This window comes from Acetitomaculum ruminis DSM 5522, assembly GCF_900112085.1.
Lineage (GTDB): Bacteria > Bacillota > Clostridia > Lachnospirales > Lachnospiraceae > Acetitomaculum > Acetitomaculum ruminis.
Genome location: NZ_FOJY01000014.1, coordinates 1 through 20,092 on the forward strand (window position 1 = coordinate 1; position 20,092 = coordinate 20,092).

18 protein-coding genes, 1 tRNA gene and 1 other RNA gene are annotated in these 20,092 nt (G+C 34.3%); 5 read left to right on the top strand and 15 right to left on the bottom strand.

Annotated features, from left to right (window positions below):
• Positions 1-409 (bottom strand): hypothetical protein (locus BM153_RS09475; RefSeq protein WP_143088297.1); only part of this gene is annotated, 409 nt, incomplete at its 3' end.
• A gap of 585 nt (positions 410-994) precedes the next feature.
• Between BM153_RS09475 and BM153_RS09480 the strand changes: the two genes are divergently transcribed.
• A complete protein-coding gene (locus tag BM153_RS09480; RefSeq protein ID WP_092873109.1) occupies positions 995-2,275 on the top strand; it encodes an O-acetylhomoserine aminocarboxypropyltransferase/cysteine synthase family protein in 1,281 nt (426 codons plus the stop codon).
• Positions 2,276-2,427: 152 nt separating this feature from the next.
• Here BM153_RS09480 and BM153_RS09485 read toward each other — a convergent pair whose 3' ends face one another.
• Positions 2,428-3,852 (bottom strand): MATE family efflux transporter, encoded by a 1,425-nt coding sequence (locus BM153_RS09485; protein ID WP_242949118.1) that lies wholly within the window; start codon positions 3,850-3,852, stop codon positions 2,428-2,430.
• Positions 3,853-3,924: 72 nt separating this feature from the next.
• Complete coding sequence (locus tag BM153_RS09490) at positions 3,925-5,274, bottom strand: ATP-binding protein (RefSeq protein ID WP_092873113.1); 1,350 nt, start codon at positions 5,272-5,274, stop codon at positions 3,925-3,927.
• Between the two features lie 324 nt (positions 5,275-5,598).
• Here BM153_RS09490 and BM153_RS09495 point away from each other — a divergent pair, with 324 nt between their 5' ends.
• Complete coding sequence (locus tag BM153_RS09495; protein WP_092873115.1) at positions 5,599-6,033, top strand: hypothetical protein; 435 nt, start codon at positions 5,599-5,601, stop codon at positions 6,031-6,033.
• Positions 6,034-6,142: 109 nt separating this feature from the next.
• Here the strand turns inward: BM153_RS09495 and BM153_RS09500 are convergent, their stop codons facing one another.
• Positions 6,143-7,945, bottom strand: a complete 1,803-nt coding sequence (locus BM153_RS09500; protein WP_092873117.1) for a flavin reductase — start codon at positions 7,943-7,945, stop codon at positions 6,143-6,145.
• Between the two features lie 340 nt (positions 7,946-8,285).
• Here BM153_RS09500 and BM153_RS09505 point away from each other — a divergent pair, with 340 nt between their 5' ends.
• Complete coding sequence (locus BM153_RS09505; RefSeq protein WP_092873119.1) at positions 8,286-8,507, top strand: heavy-metal-associated domain-containing protein; 222 nt, start codon at positions 8,286-8,288, stop codon at positions 8,505-8,507.
• 284 nt (positions 8,508-8,791) lie between these two features.
• On the opposite strand, the gene BM153_RS09510 is transcribed toward BM153_RS09505, so the two are convergent.
• From BM153_RS09510 to ffs, 8 genes are all read right to left on the bottom strand, one after another.
• A tRNA-Arg gene (locus BM153_RS09510) sits at positions 8,792-8,865 on the bottom strand.
• Between the two features lie 137 nt (positions 8,866-9,002).
• The gene (locus BM153_RS09515) at positions 9,003-9,881 is read right to left on the bottom strand and encodes a DUF3881 family protein (RefSeq protein WP_092873121.1); all 879 of its coding nucleotides are present in this window, start codon (positions 9,879-9,881) and stop codon (positions 9,003-9,005) included.
• Between the two features lie 118 nt (positions 9,882-9,999).
• Complete coding sequence (serS, locus tag BM153_RS09520) at positions 10,000-11,277, bottom strand: serine--tRNA ligase (protein WP_092873123.1); 1,278 nt, start codon at positions 11,275-11,277, stop codon at positions 10,000-10,002.
• 143 nt (positions 11,278-11,420) lie between these two features.
• Positions 11,421-12,437, bottom strand: a complete 1,017-nt coding sequence (locus BM153_RS09525; protein WP_092873125.1) for an HD-GYP domain-containing protein — start codon at positions 12,435-12,437, stop codon at positions 11,421-11,423.
• Between the two features lie 17 nt (positions 12,438-12,454).
• Entirely contained in the window at positions 12,455-12,955 is a 501-nt protein-coding gene (locus BM153_RS09530) for a DUF4446 family protein (RefSeq protein WP_092873127.1), read from the bottom strand.
• Positions 12,956-12,988: 33 nt separating this feature from the next.
• Positions 12,989-13,885: a ParB/RepB/Spo0J family partition protein gene (locus tag BM153_RS09535; protein ID WP_092873129.1), complete on the bottom strand. Its 897-nt coding sequence runs from the start codon at positions 13,883-13,885 to the stop codon at positions 12,989-12,991.
• Between the two features lie 2 nt (positions 13,886-13,887).
• Complete coding sequence (locus BM153_RS09540; protein ID WP_092873131.1) at positions 13,888-14,658, bottom strand: ParA family protein; 771 nt, start codon at positions 14,656-14,658, stop codon at positions 13,888-13,890.
• Positions 14,659-14,952: 294 nt separating this feature from the next.
• An RNA gene (ffs, locus tag BM153_RS09545) (signal recognition particle sRNA large type) lies at positions 14,953-15,215 on the bottom strand.
• Between the two features lie 254 nt (positions 15,216-15,469).
• Here ffs and trhA point away from each other — a divergent pair.
• The gene (gene trhA, locus BM153_RS09550) at positions 15,470-16,114 is read left to right on the top strand and encodes a PAQR family membrane homeostasis protein TrhA (protein ID WP_092873133.1); all 645 of its coding nucleotides are present in this window, start codon (positions 15,470-15,472) and stop codon (positions 16,112-16,114) included.
• 46 nt (positions 16,115-16,160) lie between these two features.
• Here trhA and BM153_RS09555 read toward each other — a convergent pair whose 3' ends face one another.
• Positions 16,161-16,817, bottom strand: a complete 657-nt coding sequence (locus tag BM153_RS09555) for a VanZ family protein (RefSeq protein ID WP_092873135.1) — start codon at positions 16,815-16,817, stop codon at positions 16,161-16,163.
• 299 nt (positions 16,818-17,116) lie between these two features.
• Entirely contained in the window at positions 17,117-18,064 is a 948-nt protein-coding gene (locus tag BM153_RS09560; protein ID WP_092873137.1) for a tRNA-dihydrouridine synthase family protein, read from the bottom strand.
• 241 nt (positions 18,065-18,305) lie between these two features.
• On the opposite strand from BM153_RS09560, the gene BM153_RS09565 reads away from it, so the two are divergent.
• Positions 18,306-19,784: a nucleotide sugar dehydrogenase gene (locus BM153_RS09565; RefSeq protein ID WP_092873139.1), complete on the top strand. Its 1,479-nt coding sequence runs from the start codon at positions 18,306-18,308 to the stop codon at positions 19,782-19,784.
• A 38-nt stretch (positions 19,785-19,822) separates the two neighbouring features.
• Here BM153_RS09565 and BM153_RS09570 read toward each other — a convergent pair whose 3' ends face one another.
• On the bottom strand, positions 19,823-20,092 hold the full coding sequence (locus BM153_RS09570; RefSeq protein WP_092873141.1) for a GIY-YIG nuclease family protein: 270 nt from the start codon (positions 20,090-20,092) through the stop codon (positions 19,823-19,825).

The following is a 20,092-nucleotide window of genomic DNA, read 5'->3' on the forward strand; positions in this document are numbered from 1 at the left end:
TTTCTGAAATATCTTCTTTTTCCTCAAGATTCCCCTTTGCATCGTAACGCGTCATTATTGGAAAATCTTTAAATCCCCTATCTGCAAAATCCTTTTTTGCCTGCTTTTCTGATACCTGATTAGGTGATGATTCCACATCTGTCTTTGATAGTATTTCCGAAGTCCTGTTATAGTACTCCTCTACATCAACAGATGATGTGCTGTAAGAATCAGAAGAATCTTCCTCCATCTGCTCTGAATAATCTGAATATTCCCCATCATATTCCTGGTAAGTATCAGAAAACTCCTCTTTCTTAGAATTAGCGATATTATCCTTCTTATTTGCTAAAGATTCATTTTTGTTACATCCGCTTAAAAAACTTAAGGATGTAACTGCAATTAATAGTGCCAGAACTGTTCTTTTTTTCATTTATTATTTCCCCCTAGACTTTTTAATATTTTAGTAATCCGTTTTTCTACCTGTTCATATAGAAGTAGCATTTCCTGTTCTTTTAGAAACTTTCAAGAACCCTCTTAAATAATTACAAAATTTTTTGTTCTTTACATAAAGTAGATATATAAAGCTGATTATTAAATGAATATATTTTTATTATATATAATTTTATGCATATTATACAATACTTTTCCCAAATATGCCATTCCAAAAGTGACACTTTTTACTTTATACTACTACTATTAGTACAATTTAGTGTGCAGTGAAAGTGCGACGCATTAAAATCTTGAATTAAAAAGAGACTGTACTTCATAAATTTTTCCCCCTAAATCTTTAGTTGTAATATGTATATTTCTTTTCTGAATCTTCAATTGAGTCCGCTATAAATTTCTTCATTGTCTCATCCAAAAAACATGTTCCCCTCATTATTTTTTGAATTTTCGTATTATTGCCGGGTAAATATGTGCTACAATGATATCGATGCACCGTGCTAAAGAGATAGGATATTAATTTATCCTTGGTTTTCGGTGTAGTTTATAAAGATTTCAGGAGGAAATAAATATGCAACAGGAAACAAAATGCATTGAAGCCGGATATACACCTAAAAACGGTGAACCAAGAATGATACCCATAGTTCAAAGTACAACTTTCAAATATGATACAAGTGCCGATATGGGAAAACTCTTTGATTTGGAGGCAGAAGGATACTTCTATTCCAGACTTCAAAATCCTACAAATGATATGGTAGCTGCTAAAATAGCCGCTTTAGAAGGGGGAAGTGCTGCCATGCTCACCTCTTCAGGACAGGCTGCTACATTTTTTTCCGTATTTAATATAGCAGGCGCAGGCGACCATGTAATTGCATCATCTACCATTTATGGCGGAAGTTTCAATCTTTTTAATGTAACAATGAGAAAAATGGGAATTGACTTTACCTTTGTTGACCCAGAATGCTCAGATGAGGAATTAGAAGCCGCATTTAAACCAAATACCAAGGCTGTTTTTGGTGAAACCATTGCTAATCCGGCACTTATTGTTTTTGATATAGAAAGATTTGCAAAAGCTGCTCATAAGCATGGAGTACCATTAATAATCGACAACACCTTTGCAACACCGATAAACTGCAGACCTTTTGAATGGGGTGCCGATATTGTCACTCATTCCACCACAAAATACATGGACGGCCATGACTCAACAGTAGGTGGAGCAATAGTTGATTCAGGAAACTTCGACTGGATGGCTCATGCCGATAAATTCCCAGGACTTTGTACACCGGATGAATCCTATCACGGCATTACCTACGCAGAAAAATTCGGGAAAGAAAAAGCTTATATCACAAAAGCAACTGTCCAGCTTATGAGGGATTTAGGTGCTGTTCCTTCAGCTATAAACTGTTATATTTTAAATCTCGGTTTGGAATCAATGGCTGTCAGAGTACAAAGACATTGTGAAAATGCTCAGAAAGTTGCAGAATTTTTAAACAATAATGAGAATGTTTCTTATGTAACTTATCCGGGACTTACCGGGGATAAATATTACGATCGTGCAAAAAAATATATGCCTAATGGAACCTGTGGCGTAATATCTTTTGGAGTAAAAGGTGGAAGAAAAACTGCTGAGGAATTTATGAAGAATTTAAAACTCGCCATTATTGCCACCCATGTTGCAGATGCTCACACCTGTGTCCTTCACCCAGCTTCATCTACTCACCGCCAGATGACTGACGAAGAGCTTTTGGCAGGTGGTGTAAAAGCCGATATGGTAAGACTTTCCGTAGGAATTGAAAATGTAAATGATATTATTGCGGATCTTAAGCAGGCTCTTGAAGCAGCTAAGAACTAGTAGATATTTATATAAAGCCCACTGAAAATACGATTACAAGTAAAGCGGACATTCTTAAATCCGCTTCGCTACTTCCTCATGAACGCAGTGGCACTTTGTGCCACCTGTCAGAAGGGGCTTTAACCCCTTCTGACAAGTTTCTGTTACGATTTCTATCGGCAAAAATTAATCTGAATAAGCCCAAAAAAACGGGTAAATAATAATCTTATGATAAAAATTAAACCTCTGAATATCAACTCTATCATCATGGCTATCCAGACACCTCTAAGCCCCCAGATTCCTGCCATATATATTGATAATGGAATTCTCACTACCCACATGCTAAAAAGGTTCATTATTCCCGGTATCAAGGTGTCCTCTGCTCCTCTAAATATTCCCGTTATGATTATGGATGCCCCGAAAAATGGTTCGGCAAAAGCTTCTATTCTTAAAACCATTGTTCCAAGAGCAATTATTTCGGCATCAGGAGATAGGATACCTATCATATCAGGTGCCAGAAAATACATTATCCCACCGCTGATAGTCATTAATGCCATGCCAAAAAGAACGGTCATCCAGGCTAGTTTTTTTGCCATTTTCTTTTGGCCTGCTCCGATGCATTGTCCGGTAATGGTGGTAGCCGCAGCCCCTATTCCATAACTTGGCATATAGCAAAGGCTTTCTGCTGTTATAGAAAAAGAATGTGCCGCCACAGCCGTCGTTCCCAGGGTTGCCACAATTCCCGTAGATACTACATAGGAGGCACCTACTGCAATTGACTCAATTGCAACCGGAAGGGAGATTTTTATAGCTTTGATAAATACATTTATAAATTTAATTTCATAAGGCTCTTTTCTTAATTTTAGACTTTCCGAATAAAACAATAGAAAATAAAGCATTAATACTGCAGCTATTAATTCTGCCAGGGCAGTTCCAAGCGCAGCTCCCAAGGCTCCCAGTCCCAGACCGGGAATTTTGTAAATATTTCCCAAAATGCTCATTTCTCTTTCCGGAAATATGAAAAAGAAATTGAAAATCACATCTAAAAGGCACATTAATATATCTAAAATGCTGGGAATTTTCATATTCCCGCTACACTGAAGCATGCCTGCCCCCACAAAATTTAATGCCAAAAAGGGTAATGACAGGGAAAATACGCTAAAATAAGCCACTGCTGCCGGTCTGATTTCTTTTGTTCCTCCAAGCCAAACCGGAATCCATCCGCTAATGGACAAAGAAATGAGTCCAATAATCAGATTTAACAAAAATGCAGTTAAAATTCCATATCTCACCACATTTCTTGCTTTCACATTTTCCTTTGCCCCGATTCTATGAGCTACCTGAACATTAAATCCAATTGCAATAGCTGACGCTAGGCCGTCTAAAAGCCAGGTGCTTGAGGAAATAAGTCCAATAGAAGCGGCAGAGTTTGTATCCAAATGCCCCACCATGGAAGCATCTATATATTGCATAATAACAGCGGTAATCTGGGCAAGAATTACCGGGATACTCAGCCTTACTATCATGGACAGGGACTCTCTTTTATTTAAATATTTACCATCTCTTATTGCTTTTAAATAGTCTTTCAAAATATTCACCTGATATAAAGCGGACATTATTAAATCCGCTTTTTATTTTCTTCAAATTTTTATACACGACTGTTCATTAATTTAATGCCTTCCAATAAGCTCCTCCAATACAAATGGAAGCATATATAAAGGCTTATATTTTAACTCGTCATCATGCCCAACATCCTTTTGAGAGAACAAATACATTTCCCCAACATGCTTAGAATATTTTTTATAAAAATTATCGATAGATTCATGTTTCTTTGAGGCAGACGATTTTATTTCCATCGGAACAATTTTGGTATCCTTCTGAACAATAAAATCCACTTCATATGAGTGCGTACTATCATCCTTTTTCCAGGTATGATAATAAAGATCTGTGTTGGTCGCAGCTATTATCTGAGCTACTGCATTTTCATACAAATATCCCAAATCAGCAGGTAACTTGTCACTTAGAAGCTTACTGTATATATTCTCACTAGTCCTCGCAGATGCTTTAAAAATCATTGTCGTAAATAATCCTATGTCAGATAAATATAGTTTATAAGTATCCTCATCCTTTGTCTGAGATAATGCTACATTAGGATTTTGGGTATTATAACAGGGAAGTACTGTTTTTGAATCAATTAAGTCAGACAGCCGTTGCTTATCTTTGTTTGTTTTTCTCTTTCCGGTAGCCTGAGAAATCATATATTTTTTCTTATTCGTTGCCAATTGACTTGGAATAGATTCGTACATCTTGCCAATCAACCCTGATGAATCAATCTTCTTAAAATCATCAATATATAAATTTATAATATCTCTTTTTATCCTGTCAATCATAGAGAAATTATCACCATTTATATAAGAATCAACAGCCTGTGGCATACCACCAACTGCCATATAAATTCGAAAGTCCCTCATTAGCTTTCTATTAACACCATTACCAACTTCTATACCTAATTTATAAAACTCCCTCAGCCTGTCATATGTATCATTGCCTATCGCCCACATAAATTCCTCATAATCCATTGGATATACCAGAATCCTATGTTCCTCTGATGGTATAACTATGTTCTCTACATTTTTTTTAATACTAATCAGTGAACCAGTTTCTATGTAATCATATCTGCCATCTGCGACCAGATACTTTATCGCCTGTCTTACTTTAGGTTGAAGCTGGATTTCATCAAAAATTATAACTGATTCACCTTGATACAATGTAATATCAGTAAAAGCCTGTAGGCGTAGAAAAAAGACTTCAAGATTAGCGATATCATCAAAAACTTTTAATAATTCATTAGTTATATTTGCGAAATCAACTTTTATATATGACTTGTAATTATTCCTTGCAAATTCCTCGGCAACGGTCGATTTTCCAACACGCCTTGCTCCTTCAAGCAAAGCCGCATATTTAGGGGCATAATTGTCTTTCCAATTTTTCAATTTATCATATACTTTTCGCTTAAACATTACATCTCCTTTTATAATAAATGTAAAATTTCAACATTGTTTTCCAGCAAAATGTCATTATTTCATTATTATTATATAGATAATATGTCATTATTTCAATATTATTTTCTGATACAAATATCATTATTTCACTATTTTAAAATAGATATATGTACCAGTCAAGAAAAGTAGTAAGAATAAAAGACCGATATGACTATTCAAAGGGGGATTATACTGGGGTCGCAGGAATAGCAATTTCAATTATGGCTGATGCACAAACCTTTGGTGTTATTACACCTTATATGGTAAAAATGACGTGTTAGCCTGGAGAAAGGAAGAATATTTATGAAACATAAATCTATAATACTAATACCACTTGTAATAGTATTCTTTTTAATCTCTTTTTATCTTATGTTTTTTGTATTTTTCAAGAAGAATATACTTCAAGATTTAAATCTAACTTGGAATACCGAATTTGTAGGTAATGCAACAACGGTTGCAAAGGGAGATTTAGGTCCAAAAGGAGAACAAATTCTACTTTACAAAATATCCTCTTGGGGCAACGAAGCATATGTGAAACAACTAAATTCTGAAGGAAAAACTATTTATAATAATATATCCGATAAATTACAGGAAGAAAATATTTTAGACGATTCTAAGGAAGCTTTGGAATATCTAAAAAATGGCAAATATGAAGTAATAGAAAAAGATGAAAACTCCAAATTATACATATGGAATGGGGATAAAAATTCATTGTATATATTTGTAGAAAACATTTAACTGATAAAGCTACATTAAAAAAAATAAAAAGTCTCGGATTTAAGTGCCAAAACACTACAAAATCCGAGACTTTATGTTTACTTTAATTTTTCACTAACAGTTGTCTAAATTATTGTATTTTTTCAAAATCAGCCACACCATGCTTACATATCGGACAAATATAATCTGCCGGTAGGTCTTCCTCCTCGTAGATAAAACCGCAAACTTTGCAAATCCATCCTTTTTTGCCTTCGGTAGCCGGCTTTGGTTTTACATTTTCCTGGTAGAAGTTGTAAGTAATTGTCCTGTCATCTGATATAAGTCTCATCTCTTTTATTTCACATATAAACAGTGTATGACTTACCATGTCTATCATATTATCAACTTCTAAGGATATAACTGCATTTATGTAGTGTTTTAAGAAAGGAAGTCCGTTATCTGTCCTATTTACTTCTATTCCTTCAAATTTGTCTACATCTCGTCCACTTTGGAAACCAAATCTCTGGAAAACTGAAAAAACTGCCCTTTCACTTAATACATTTACATTCAATTTTTTTGTCTTTTCTATAGTTTCACAGGAATAATTCTTTTTATTTATACCTACAGCAATTCTTGTTGGGTTTTCAGAAACCTGTGTTACTGTATTTACTATCAGACCATTATCTCTGTTTCCGTCATTACTTGTTACAACATAAAGACCGTATCCAATCTTGAATAAAGCTGAAATATCATCTTTGACTGCAAGCTTATCACTGGCAGCTATATATTCCTGACAAAGTTCATTTGCCATTGCTTCAAGTTTTTCTTTGTTTTCATCTGTCAGGCCGGACCAAATTGTCAGATTATTCTTTGTATAATAAAGCTTGCCACCTTCTTTAAGCATTTCTTTCATCACAAGCATTGCCCTTGGTGACCAGCTTCCATTTTCAATAAATGCTACGCTACGATTGCAGAAGTTTCGTTCCGTAAGTCTGTGAATATAGTCTTTCATAAATGGATATATGTCTGCGTTGTAGGTTGTTGTTGCCAAAACCAGCTTACTGTATTTAAAGGCATCAGCTATTGCCAAAGCCATATCACACCTTGCCAAATCATGTACTACTACCTTAGGGCAAGCCTTTTCTTTTAATTTTTCTGCCAATAATAAAGCGGCTTCTTTTGTATCTCCATAAACTGAAGTGTATGCCACTACAATTCCGTCTTCTTCCGGAGAATATGAAGACCATTTATCATATAATGAAATGTAATGTCCCAGATTATCTGTAAGCACCGGACCATGAAGAGGACAAATTATCTGTATATCCAGCGTCGCAGCCACTTTCAAGAGATTTTGCACCTGTTGTCCGTATTTTCCAACAATTCCAATAAAATATCTTCTGGATTCATCATCCCAATCTTCTTCCACATCATTGGCACCGAATTTACCAAAGCCGTCTGCTGAAAACAGCACCTTTTCTGTTGACTCATAAGAAACCATTACTTCCGGCCAGTGAACCATTGGAGCAAATACAAAAGTCAAGGTATGTTTTCCAAAGGATAATGTTCCACCATTTTCCACTACTACCTGCTTATCTTCCCAGTTTTCCCCATAAAACTGTCTCATCATCTGGAAAATCTGCGCATTTCCCACTATTTGAGCATCAGGATATTTTTCCTTGAAAGTACGAATACTTCCGGCGTGGTCCATTTCCATATGCTGTATTACAAGATAATCAGGTTTTTTTCCATTTAAAACCTCTTCAATATTAGATATCCACTCATTTCCGAAATGAACATCTACCGTATCCATTACCGCAATTTTATCGTCCATAATTACATAGGAATTATAAGACATTCCATTTGGTACTACATACTGACCTTCAAACAGGTCCACCTGGTGATCGTTTACACCTACATAAAATATAGAATCTGTTACTTTTTTTACATTGCTCATGTTTTGGTCCCTCCATACCAGATTTAAGCCCTTACTTGCGACTTTTTAAAAATTTCCATCTTCGTCCCACTTTTAATGTTTAACACTTTCTTCCCTAAGTATATCGACTATATAAATTTATTTTTCATGTTTTTTAATAAATTCCTATGATACTTGTTTTTTCAAGTCAATATTTTTATAATTATTTCATTTTTTTACTTGTCAGAATACTTTTATTGGTTTATAATTATGTAAGATTGTTCAGGGGAGATTTCAAATTGTATTAACAAATCATCCCTGCTATAAATGTTTTGATAACAGGTTTCAGTGTAATTTGTATTATTTATTTGGAGGAAATACAATGAAAACTATTGAGTTAAAAGTAACCGGAATGACTTGTAAAAATTGTGAAAGACATGTTGCCGATGCCATTGAAACCGTTTCGGGAGTTGAAAAAGCCATCGCAGATCATAGACATGACAGAGTTTTAGTAAGGCTTACAGATGATGACGCCAGCGTAGACGCCATGAAAGCTGCTATTGAAGACGATACAGACTTCAAAATGGTCGAAGTCGTAGAGTGAATTATTTAGATTTTAATATATTCCTAAAAAATTTTTCATATATTTTTTACTCTATAATTTTATTATAGATCGTACCTGTCTAATTAGACAGGTACATTTTTTTGCGATTTCTTCTATTAATTTAGTTTTTTTCTGCACTTTTGCTTTACCTGCCATTTGCCAGATTTCCAATCTCTGTGGCAATTACCGCAAAGCCTTTACCAACTTCTCCTGCCAAGGTAGTGACATTTTCCACAATTTTATAAGACAAAAAAAAGAGAACCACTCTGTGATTCTCTTCAGGATGTACGGGAAGGGATTCGAACCCTCGACCTACCGCTTAGGAGGCGGTTGCGCTATCCAGCTGTGCCACCCATACATGTATGAAATTTGATAAAAAAACCTTTAATTGTCGTCCTCCAGATGACAATTATTAAATTAAACAGCTATAAAATTAATAATACATCTATCAAACGCCAAATCATTATAAACTTTTTTTATGAAAAAGTAAAGCTATTATAAAATATTTATCTTTCCCTGCAACCACAAAATACCTTTAAATCTTCTACCAACAGCAGGTTCTCCTGTAAGATCCTTTTTGTTGATACAAAAATCAAATACCAAATCGTTGCAATTTAATTTCATTACAATGATTTCTCCAAAGGTTTCTTCATTTTTTATCTCTCTTACTTCTAATATCTCTCCCATAACGGAGTATTGGTCGCCTTCTACACCATAAGGCATAAAATACGTATCTATGAGGGTAAATATGTCTTCATAACGGGCTTTTCTTGAAACATTATAAAAGATATCCATATCTTCTAGTGTCAGGCTTTCCATCGCCTCCTCATCACCCTTTCTAGCTTCGGTAAGAAGCTTGTTTCTTTTCTTTTGAGTAATGATTCCGGCCTGTATTTGTTTGGGATTTTTACTTATAGGTAAAAGTACTGAACCTGATATAGAAAGTCCTGAAATAGTAACTGTATAAGGCTCTTTTAATTTTCCAAAGGCAATATTGTGATTTATATAATCCAAAGAATTTAAAATATGGAAAACAAGAGCTATGCCCAATTTCATCTCATCACATACACCTGCATAGAAATCCTGGTCTTTTCTTTCTTCTACGGTTATGGTCTCAGTAGTTGTGATACCACTACCTTTAAAATAAGGATAACAACTGCAAACTACAAAATTTCCTAATGGGTCTCTTTCCCCCCTTACAGCAATGCCTATTCCATCGCCATAGTCCTTTTTGTACTCTACTAATCTGTAACCATCCTCTAAGCTTACTTCATTTTTGGAAGTGTAATTTTTCGTAATGGCATCAATTATTTCGTCCATATCACATCTATGTTTAAAATTTTCAAAACCAATTGCCCTATAATAGCTGTTCATCTACTTCATTACACCTCTCTTAATTCACATTTATACGTTTCTATCAAAAAGCGGATATTAAGTTTCTAATACCCGCTTTGTAATTTTTCATAATATTCAAATCTTTTTCATATAAACCCTAGCGAATTTCGGTTACGCCACCCATATAAGGAACTAAAACATCCGGAACTTTAATGCTTCCGTCTGCCTGCTGATAATTTTCGAGAATAGCAGCTGTTGTTCTACCTGCTGCAACTCCACTACCATTTAAGGTATGTACATATTTTGCTTTGTCTTTAATGTTGTCTTTATATTTAATATTAGCTCTTCTAGCCTGGAATTCTTCAAAGTTAGAACAGCTTGAAATCTCAACAAATCTGTTGTAACTTGGCATCCACACCTCAATATCGTACTTCATAGCCGCTGTAAATCCTAAATCTCCGATACAAATCTTTACAACTCTGTATGGAAGTTTAAGTAACTGAAGCACCTCTTCTGCATCATGAGTAAGTTTTTCAAGTTCTTCATAGGAATTTTCCGGTTTACAGAACTTAACAAGCTCTACTTTATTGAACTGATGCTGTCTGATAAGCCCTCTTGTATCTCTTCCGGCTGAACCTGCCTCAGCTCTGAAACATGCAGTATATGCACAATGCTTAATAGGAAGTTCATCACCTTTAAGAATCTGCTCTCTGTACATATTTGTAACAGGAACCTCTGCTGTAGGAATAAGGAAATACTCTTTTCCATCTCCGTAAGCTTTGTATGCGTCCTCTTCAAACTTAGGAAGCTGGCCTGTACCGGTCATGCTGTCACGGCTAACCATAAATGGTGGGAACACTTCTGTATATCCATGTTTTTCAGTGTGAGTATCCAAAAAGAAATTCACTATTGCTCTTTCAAGTCTTGCTCCAAGACCTTTATAGAAGGTGAATCTTGAGCCAGACACCTTAGCCGCTGTCTCCGGATCAACAATACCCAGATTATTTCCTAAATCCCAATGTGCTAAAGGCTCAAAGTCAAACTTCGTAGGCTCCATAAATCTTCTGATTTCCACATTATCCTCATCTGTTTCACCTGCCGGTACTGTAGGATTTGGAATATTAGGAATAGTAAGCATATATTTATTTAATTCATCATCTGCTTCATTTAATTTTGTATTTAAAACTTTAACTTTCTCTGAAAGTTCTTTCATTTCTGCAAGTACATCTGTAACATCCTCGCCATTTTTTTTCATTTGAGGAACCTTTTTCGAAGTAGCGTTCTGTTTTGCCTTTAACTCTTCAAGTTCTGCAATGATTTCTCTTCTGTTCTCATCCAGATCCTTAAATTTACTTAAATCAAAATCTTCATTTCTTGTTGATAAAGCTTTTTCAACTTCTTCAAAATTATTTCTTAATAATTTTATATCTAGCATTTTGCTATCCGCTCCTTCGTTTATAAATTTCTATATCTTAAGCTTTTCGCTTAAATACTTGCATAATTGTGGCTTTTGCCACTATCTTTTTAATTATATTATAATATTTTATGCTTTGCAATCCATTGTTTATACCATTTTAATCACATGTAGTCTTCTTTTTTCAGCAATTTTTCATAGCTTTCAAAATTATCTTTGTTTAAATCCTCTTCTAAAATCACAAGAGGTTCATCGGCATTTTCTCCCTGTCTTATAACAAGAACCGTTTTTCCATCTTTAAGAGTAATCTTACTTCCGGTTGTAAATTTTCCGATAATTCTGTCTAAAATATCAACTACTTCTTTGTTGTATTTAATGCCACTATTGGCCTTCAGATATTCTTTTGCCTCTACCAAGCTGCATTTTCTTGTGCTTATTCCCCTTAATTTTCTATCAAAGGTATCAGTAACAGCCACAATCTGTGTCAAAAGAGTCATATTCTTTTGTTTTAAAGGAAAACCGCTACCATCAAGGCATTCATGGTGAGACAAAATTATCTTTCGGACATCATCATTTAGCCATTCTTCCTTTTCAACGGCGCAATAACCGTAAATTGTGTGTTTTTTGTACTCAAATACCTGCTCCGGCTCAATCTCATCCAAATCAACATTCAGCATTGGGACATCAATATACCTGTAACCCAAATCGTGTAAAACCGCCCCTTTACTTATTTCTTCAATCTCCTGACTGCTTAGATTCATTTTCTTTGCAATAAGTATGGACAAGGCTGTCACCATTAATGTATGTTCCCAGATATTTTCCTTGGTAATTATATAGTCGTAAACATTTTTTTCATCATTTCCAACTGTATTTACCAGCTCATCGGCAATGTCCTCAAGCCTTATTAAAGTTGCATGATTAGTATGAATATGACATTCAAAGATTTCTTTTATCCTGTTCTCATATTCAATCTGGGTTTTCGTATCTAAAAGTTCTGTTTTTTCTAAATAATTGTCGATTTCATCTTTGACATAGATGTATTCTATGTCTAATTCTTTTAGGATATCAATATATTCGGGCTTTAAAACAGTATCTTTGCTGACAAGGACAGTGCCGTCAACCTCTATGTTTTCTGCCAGTATTTCCCCGTCTTTAACCTCACTTAAAACTTTTCTTATCATAATTATACCCCACGCGGTTATTCACCAATGGCTAATTTCAAAGCTTCCTTCTCTTCCTCTGATAAAACTATATATGACTCCCCTTTTATTATTTCTTTAATGTATGTATAACATCCCTCTCTGCTGTGCATTGAGTTAATGACAAATCCGTTGTTGTCTTTATCAAGCATAGCATAGGCATAACTCATATTTCCACCCATTTCCTTAAAGGCATCGTATTTTACAATGCTGCTTTTCTGGAAAGCTTTTTGTAAATCTTTTTTTATATCCACAATGTCACTTGTGTTTTTATCCATATTTTTCTTTACGGATTCAATAATTGAAAACTCCTTATTAATTTTTTCTTCTAAGGATTTTGCGTCTTTTCCCATCATAAAGGCGTTATATTTCTTTTTTAACTTGCTGTATTTGCCCATATTGATAATAAGCAATATAAACATAATAAACATAATCGCCAACATACCTATAAGAATATAAGCCAAATCAATTCCAATATATTCTAATATTTCACTTCGCATTTTTCTTCCTCACATTTTCTTTCAATTATTCTCTTAACTTCTTGAAATACTAAGCAGCATATCATAAATACGCTCAAAATCGTCTAAAGAATAATATTCAATCTCAATCTTTCCTTTACCCTTTGTGTTTCCGTTTACTTTGACCTTAGAGCCAAATATTCCTGATATCTTTTCCTCAACCTCCACATATGTGTTATCAGGTGTTTTGGAAGGCTTTTGCGGCTCTCCCTTTTTGATGCGTTTAACAAGTTTTTCGGTTTCTCTTACACTAAGCTTTTCATCAAAAATCTTTTGTGCAAGTTCATATTGCAACTCTTCATCTTCAATAGGTATCAGAGCCCTTGCATGGCCGGTACTTATCATCTCGTCAATAAGCATTGCCTGAACTTTTTCGCATAAGTTCAAAAGTCTTAACGAGTTTGTAACGGCGGTTCTGCTTTTGGAAACCCTTTCTGCCAGCTCATCCTGCTTTAAATTAAAGTTTTCCAGCAAGTTCTTATATGCCAGGGCTTCCTCTACAGGATTCAAATCCTGTCTTTGAATATTTTCAATAAGGGAAATTTCCATGGTTTCAAGTTCATTATAATCTTTTATAATAACAGGAACCTTTTTTAAACCTGCAAGTTTTGAAGCTCTCCACCTTCTTTCCCCTGCAATTATCTCATAATAACCCTTGTCTATCTTCCTTACAACTATGGGCTGAATTAGTCCGAATTGTTTAATGGATTCAGATAATTCTGCCAAAGCATCCTCATCAAAATTCTTTCTGGGTTGTTTTTTATTAGGTTCTATCTTATTGATTTCAATTTCCAAAGCATCTTTTTTCTCGGATGTTTTTTTATTAACTTTTACTTCTTTTTCTTCTTCATCTTCGACTCTTGGAATCAGAGAATCCAGTCCCTTTCCCAAAGCTTTTGTTTTTTTCGGCATAATTAACTCTCTCTTCCCTGATTAATAACCTCTCTGGCCAAACCTCTGTAACTTTCCGCACCAGTTGATTTAGTATCATATATATTTATGGGCATGCCATGGGACGGTGCCTCTGCCAGTCTGACATTCCTTGGAATTATGGTCTTGTAGATGTTTTGTTTCAGATTTTTCTTAACATCTTCAACAACCTGTAAGGATAAATTGGTTCTTGCATCATACATTGTAAAAACAACGCCTTCAATTTCAAGTTTGCTGTTTAATCTCTTTTTAACAAGTCCTATGGTATGCATAAGCTGTGCTAAACCTTCAAGTGCATAAAACTCACACTGAATAGGCACAAGAACCGTATCCGCCGTAGTCAGGGCATTTATTGTTAAAAGGTTTAGAGAGGGCGGACAATCAATAATTATATAATCGAAGTCCTCCCTGACTTTGTCTATTTCTTTTTTTAAAACATATTCCTTTTTTTCTATATCAAGTAATTCTATCTCTGCCCCTGCAAGGTTTTCATCTGAAGCCAGGACAAAAAGATTGTCATACTCTGTTTTCGTCATACAGTCATCTATGTTTTTATTTCCGATTATCAACTGATATACCGTATTTTCAACTGATTTTTTATCTACTCCAAGACCACTTGTGGTGTTTCCCTGAGGATCCACATCAATAGTCAACACTTTTTTACCAAATTCAGCCAAACATGCGGATAAATTTATGGAAGTGGTAGTCTTTCCCACTCCGCCTTTTTGATTTGCAATTGCAATAATTCTTCCCATCTAAAATCCCTTTCCGCTCAACTTACGGCTTAAACTTATTATATTCATATTAACCTTTAAATTAAATAATACAATATTCCCACTAAAATCAGCCTTTCCGGCTTTTTATTTACGGGTTGCGTATGTTCCTTTTAAATCAAAGCACACTACCTTTTATTATATATCCATTAGAAGATTAAATCTAGATTTTGTTTAACTTATCTGACTTTTCTGTTAAATATTCTTTTAAATATAAAAGAGACTGTTTATATATTCTATAGTACAAACAGCCTCTTGTAATATCTTTATTCAACTCCGTGCATCCTGCTTTGAACCTCGACCACGAACGTTACCTGCACAGTTAACTCGGCCCAGGCTGCCTTACGGCACACAAGAGGTTTCACTTAGTGCTGCTCCATTCCTGACCTGACACGGTTCATGAATTCTTGTTGCGTAAGACCCAGACGTCAACGCCACTTATACAGGGCAGCTAAGCAATCGATGAGCCCGAGGCAGGATATCACCCCAACTGTAGCGGATTGATGGTACAGGGCACCGCTAAGACCCCGGCTGCACGGATGCTTTATAACAATATTAGCACTAACATTTTAAACATTTATGCCTTGATTGTCAATAAAATTTTAAATGATATTTTATATGTATTTTAAGTCATTTAGAAATAAGTCTTGATTTTTACAATTTGTTGATGTAGTATTAGTTTATCTTACACATAGTTTTAAATACTACGTTATATGTTTTATTTTTCAACAATATAAAGTCACTATAATTATATATTTTTGTATTTCTAAGTTTTATAAGGGAGGGTTATATTATGAAACTAAAAGATCCGGGAAGTGCTATTACACATTTTATAGGCATGCTTATGTCTGCTTTTGCAGCTTTGCCTCTTCTTATCAAGGCCTCTGGTCAGCCTGATAAGATACATGTTATTTCTTTATCTATTTTTATTGTCAGTATGACTATGCTTTATGCTGCAAGCACTCTTTATCATTCCTTAGATCTTTCAGAAAAAGCAAATACTGTCTTAAAAAAGATTGACCATTGCATGATTTCAGTGATGATTGCAGGCTCTTACACCCCGGTTTGTCTTTTGGTTTTAAAAGGGCGTATGGGGATTATTCTTTTAAGTCTGGTATGGGGACTGGCTATCGCAGGAATTATTATTAAACTTTTTTATGTGAATTGTCCAAGATGGTTTTCTTCATTTTTGTATATAGCTATGGGCTGGTGCTGTATTCTGGCTTTCACCCAGATTTTGAATTCTCTGCCAAGAACGGCATTTTTATTGTTACTGGCAGGGGGCGTTATCTATACGGCCGGTGGTGTAATTTATGCGATTAAATGTCCTAAATTCAATGAAAGACATAAAAATTTTGGTAACCATGAAATTTTCCATGTATTTATAATGGCAGGAAGTGTTTGTCATTTCATTATGATGTATCAGTATCTGGCTTGACTTAGTCCCACGGGTAAATGCATCTCGTATTTTCCCGGTTTCTTTTTTACCTCATGGTAAAATATTCAAATACCGGCTGACCGCAAAGTGTTGCAATGCCAAGTCCCAGGACGGTTATCAGCCACATTATAAATGAAGTTATTTCTTCGATAGACTGCAGTATATTATTTTTATCTTTACTGATTATATGGTTAAAAATCACAAAAAGTGAATATCCTAATCCTGCACCTACAGTATTATTAAATAAATCATCCAGTTCAAATACGCCTACATTGAAAAAATACTGGGAAGACTCTACTGCCAAAGACAGAAAAAATCCTGTTAATATGACTTTCCAGTAGGCTCTTTTACTTTCAAAAAAAACCGGCAAAATAATTCCCACAGGTATAAACATTACAATATTTCCTATAATAAAATACCAGTACAGGGCACTTTGATAATCCCAGGCTCTTTGAAAGCACATAAAAAGCTGCATATTAATCTGCGGCTCATCTGAAGGTATTCGACCTATGATTGTCATATTTAAAACTATAATTCCCCAATATATTAATAATAAAAAACCTGTTAAATGCTTCCATTTTGTATTATCCAAAAAAAATCTGCTTATTACGGAAATCCCAAATATTCCTCCCAGGATTAATAATAAAATTATTTTTTCATACTGAAAAAATTCCGGAAGCAGACTGTAAAATTCTAATTCCATATTTTTATCCCCAACAAATATACTTACTAAACTAATATCTTTTCAGTTTTACCTTGTGGTAATTTTCCTGCTTTTTTTATCAAAACTTTCTTTTACCTACTCTGAGATTTTGAGCAGGACAAACCATTTAAAATCCGCCTTTTCGGCTGTAAAGCGGACGTTCGGAATCCGCTTCGCTACTTCCTCATGAACGCAGTGGCACTTTGTGCCACCTGCGTTCAAATTATAAAATCTATCTTTTACTATAGTGTGTTCTTTAGATATAATATTTATTAATTTACTATTACAAATTACTTAATTTATCCCCAGATTGATTTAACTGTTTCTTCATAGTCACTGCATTTTTTGCATTTTTTTATCTGCTTAAATTGCTTTTTATATTTATCCTCATCAAAATAATTTTTAAGATAATGCCAAAACTCCTTCATTTTAAATAAAATCGGGGCATCCGGAGACATTTTTTCTTTTATTGTCGTATAGTACAGGTCATGAAATTTCTTTATTTTTTCAATTTTTTCTTCATAAGAAAGGCTGTTACCTTTAATATCATCCACTAAAGTCGGATTAATTAAAAAGCCTCTGCCAATCATTATCCCCTTTACCTGGGGAAAATTTGCCTCAACATTTTCAAAATCATCTAAAGTAAGAATATCTCCATTGTATATTAATTCGTTACGACTCAGCTCATAAACGCTCTTAAAAGCATTAATGTTCACACTGTTTTTGTACATGTCCTTTCGATTTCTGGGATGAACAATAAGCCTGGACATCTTATATTTATTATAAATCCCCATTAATTCATCAATATCCTCAAAATCATCCAGTCCAAGTCTTGTTTTTATAGAAATTTCGTAGTTGTTCTTATCGGCAAAATCAAAAATATCTGACAAAAAGCAATCCAATTCGTATAAGTCCTCCAGCATTCCACAACCTCTGTGTTTGCTTACCACAGTTGACATGGGACAGCCCAGGTTTAGATTTATCTCCTTATATCCAAATCTTTCATTTATTTCTTTTGCATAAAAATTAAATTCCTCTGATTTATTGGCAAGTAACTGGGGAATAAGAGTGATATTTTTGTTGTTTTCCGGATTTATATCCAAAAGCTCCCTGTTTTTAAATTTATAGGTTTTATTTGCAACAATAAAGGGAGCAAAATATTCTTCCACCCCCGGAAAAACTTCATTAAATATATTTCTAAAAATATATCCGGTAATTCCTTCTAATGGAGCAAAATATATATTCATTTCTATCCTCCATGGGTTTATTTTCTAAAAACACCGTCTAATTCTCACATTATAGCATGGAGTTTTTATGGGGTAAACTGATAAAAATTTTTTTATTATTTTTGATAAAATATCACTATTATGATACTTATATGTGACTTAACCTTTGTATAATTTAGCAGTATACTATTTTAAACAGCAAAAATAATTTATACGAATATATATAACTTTTTATAAAATCAATTCTAATGAGGGAAATACTATGAAAAAATTATCTGTAAAAACACTGGCTTCCACCATCGTCACAAACAGGAAAAAAAAGAAGATTACCCAGGCTCAATTAGCTGATATGACAGGGATTCATCGTGCTATGATTGGCCGAATCGAAAACGAGGATTATATTCCTACTATAGACCAGCTCCAAAAACTGGCTGAAGTTCTTGATTTTGATATTATTGAACTTTTTAAAGAGGAGAAAAAAGAATCTTTACAAGTAAAAAATTCAAAAAAATATAACATTGCTGTTGCAGGTACCGGTTATGTAGGCTTATCCATTGCAGTTTTGCTTTCTCAGAATAATCATGTAACGGCTGTGGATATTGTACCTGACAAGGTGGAAATGATTAATAATAAAAAATCACCTATCCAGGATGATTACATTGAAAAATATCTTTCGGACTACCAGCTTGATCTTGTGGCCACACTAGATGGTGAAAGTGCCTATAAAAATGCAGATATTGTTGTTATAGCTGCACCTACAAATTATGACAGCAATAAAAACTTTTTTGATACTTCTGCAGTTGAAGCTGTTATCGAGCTGGTTTTAAAGGTTAATCCAACAGCTCTTATGGTTATTAAATCCACTATTCCCGTAGGATACACCACTTATATACGAGAAAAATATAATTGCAAAAATATTATTTTCAGCCCGGAATTTCTTCGTGAATCAAAGGCTCTTTATGACAATCTTTATCCTTCAAGGATTATTGTTTCCTGTGATGAAGAAACAAAAGAACAAGCTGAGATTTTTGCAAAACTTCTAAACGAAGGTGCCTTAAAAGAGGATATAGATACTTTATTTATGGGCTTTACAGAGGCAGAGGCTGTTAAGCTCTTTTCCAACACCTATCTTGCCCTTAGAGTTTCTTATTTTAACGAACTTGATACCTACGCTGAAACCAAGGGCTTAAATACCAAAGAAATAATAAACGGTGTTTGTCTGGATCCCCGTATAGGAAGCCATTATAACAATCCTTCCTTCGGATATGGCGGATATTGTTTACCAAAGGATACAAAGCAGCTTTTAGCTAATTTTAATGATGTACCTCAAAATATGATAAGTGCCATTGTAGAATCAAATAAAACTAGAAAAGATTTTATCGCAGACCAGGTTCTTCATATGGCAGGTTATTATGATTATTATAATCAGGGTTCTTTTTCACCGGAAAATGAAAAGGAATGCGTAATTGGTGTTTACAGACTGACCATGAAAAGCAATTCAGACAACTTCAGACAATCCTCTATTCAGGGGGTTATGAAAAGAATTAAGGCAAAGGGAGCAATAGTTTTAATATATGAACCTACCCTTGAAGATGGAAGCACCTTCTTTGGTTCAGTTGTAATTAATAATTTGAAAAAATTCAAAAAATTAAGTCAGGCTGTTATTGCCAACAGATATGACTCCTGCCTTGATGATATAAAAGAAAAAGTATACACCCGTGATTTATTTAGAAGAGATTAATTAAATAATTATTTAAAATACAAATATATAAGCCCCACCTAAACTTTCAGGTCGGGGCTTATATTCTGCTTTCCTATCAGTTTTTCTTTTTCTTTTCTGGAAAGCTTTTTTATATGATATTCTCTGCTCATGGCTTCTTTTTTTGTTTCGAAACATTCAAAATATACCAATTTTACCGGAAGTCTGCTTCGAGTGTATTTCCCACCCTGGCCGCTGTTATGGGTTTTCACTCTTTTTACCAGATCATTTGTCCAACCGGTATAATAAGTCCCGTCAAAACATTCTAATATATATGTATAGTTCTTCAT

What these genes read in the sequence shown, in the direction of transcription:
- BM153_RS09480 (WP_092873109.1), top strand. Translation starts at nt 995, where the DNA reads ATGCAACAGGAAACAAAATGCATTGAAGCCGGATATACACCTAAAAAC.
- BM153_RS09490 (WP_092873113.1), bottom strand. Translation starts at nt 5,274, where the DNA reads ATGTTTAAGCGAAAAGTATATGATAAATTGAAAAATTGGAAAGACAAT.
- BM153_RS09495 (WP_092873115.1), top strand. Translation starts at nt 5,599, where the DNA reads ATGAAACATAAATCTATAATACTAATACCACTTGTAATAGTATTCTTT.
- BM153_RS09500 (WP_092873117.1), bottom strand. Translation starts at nt 7,945, where the DNA reads ATGAGCAATGTAAAAAAAGTAACAGATTCTATATTTTATGTAGGTGTA.
- BM153_RS09505 (WP_092873119.1), top strand. Translation starts at nt 8,286, where the DNA reads ATGAAAACTATTGAGTTAAAAGTAACCGGAATGACTTGTAAAAATTGT.
- BM153_RS09515 (WP_092873121.1), bottom strand. Translation starts at nt 9,881, where the DNA reads ATGAACAGCTATTATAGGGCAATTGGTTTTGAAAATTTTAAACATAGA.
- serS (WP_092873123.1), bottom strand. Translation starts at nt 11,277, where the DNA reads ATGCTAGATATAAAATTATTAAGAAATAATTTTGAAGAAGTTGAAAAA.
- BM153_RS09525 (WP_092873125.1), bottom strand. Translation starts at nt 12,437, where the DNA reads ATGATAAGAAAAGTTTTAAGTGAGGTTAAAGACGGGGAAATACTGGCA.
- BM153_RS09530 (WP_092873127.1), bottom strand. Translation starts at nt 12,955, where the DNA reads ATGCGAAGTGAAATATTAGAATATATTGGAATTGATTTGGCTTATATT.
- BM153_RS09535 (WP_092873129.1), bottom strand. Translation starts at nt 13,885, where the DNA reads ATGCCGAAAAAAACAAAAGCTTTGGGAAAGGGACTGGATTCTCTGATT.
- BM153_RS09540 (WP_092873131.1), bottom strand. Translation starts at nt 14,658, where the DNA reads ATGGGAAGAATTATTGCAATTGCAAATCAAAAAGGCGGAGTGGGAAAG.
- trhA (WP_092873133.1), top strand. Translation starts at nt 15,470, where the DNA reads ATGAAACTAAAAGATCCGGGAAGTGCTATTACACATTTTATAGGCATG.
- BM153_RS09555 (WP_092873135.1), bottom strand. Translation starts at nt 16,817, where the DNA reads ATGGAATTAGAATTTTACAGTCTGCTTCCGGAATTTTTTCAGTATGAA.
- BM153_RS09560 (WP_092873137.1), bottom strand. Translation starts at nt 18,064, where the DNA reads ATGAATATATATTTTGCTCCATTAGAAGGAATTACCGGATATATTTTT.
- BM153_RS09565 (WP_092873139.1), top strand. Translation starts at nt 18,306, where the DNA reads ATGAAAAAATTATCTGTAAAAACACTGGCTTCCACCATCGTCACAAAC.
- BM153_RS09570 (WP_092873141.1), bottom strand. Translation starts at nt 20,092, where the DNA reads ATGAAGAACTATACATATATATTAGAATGTTTTGACGGGACTTATTAT.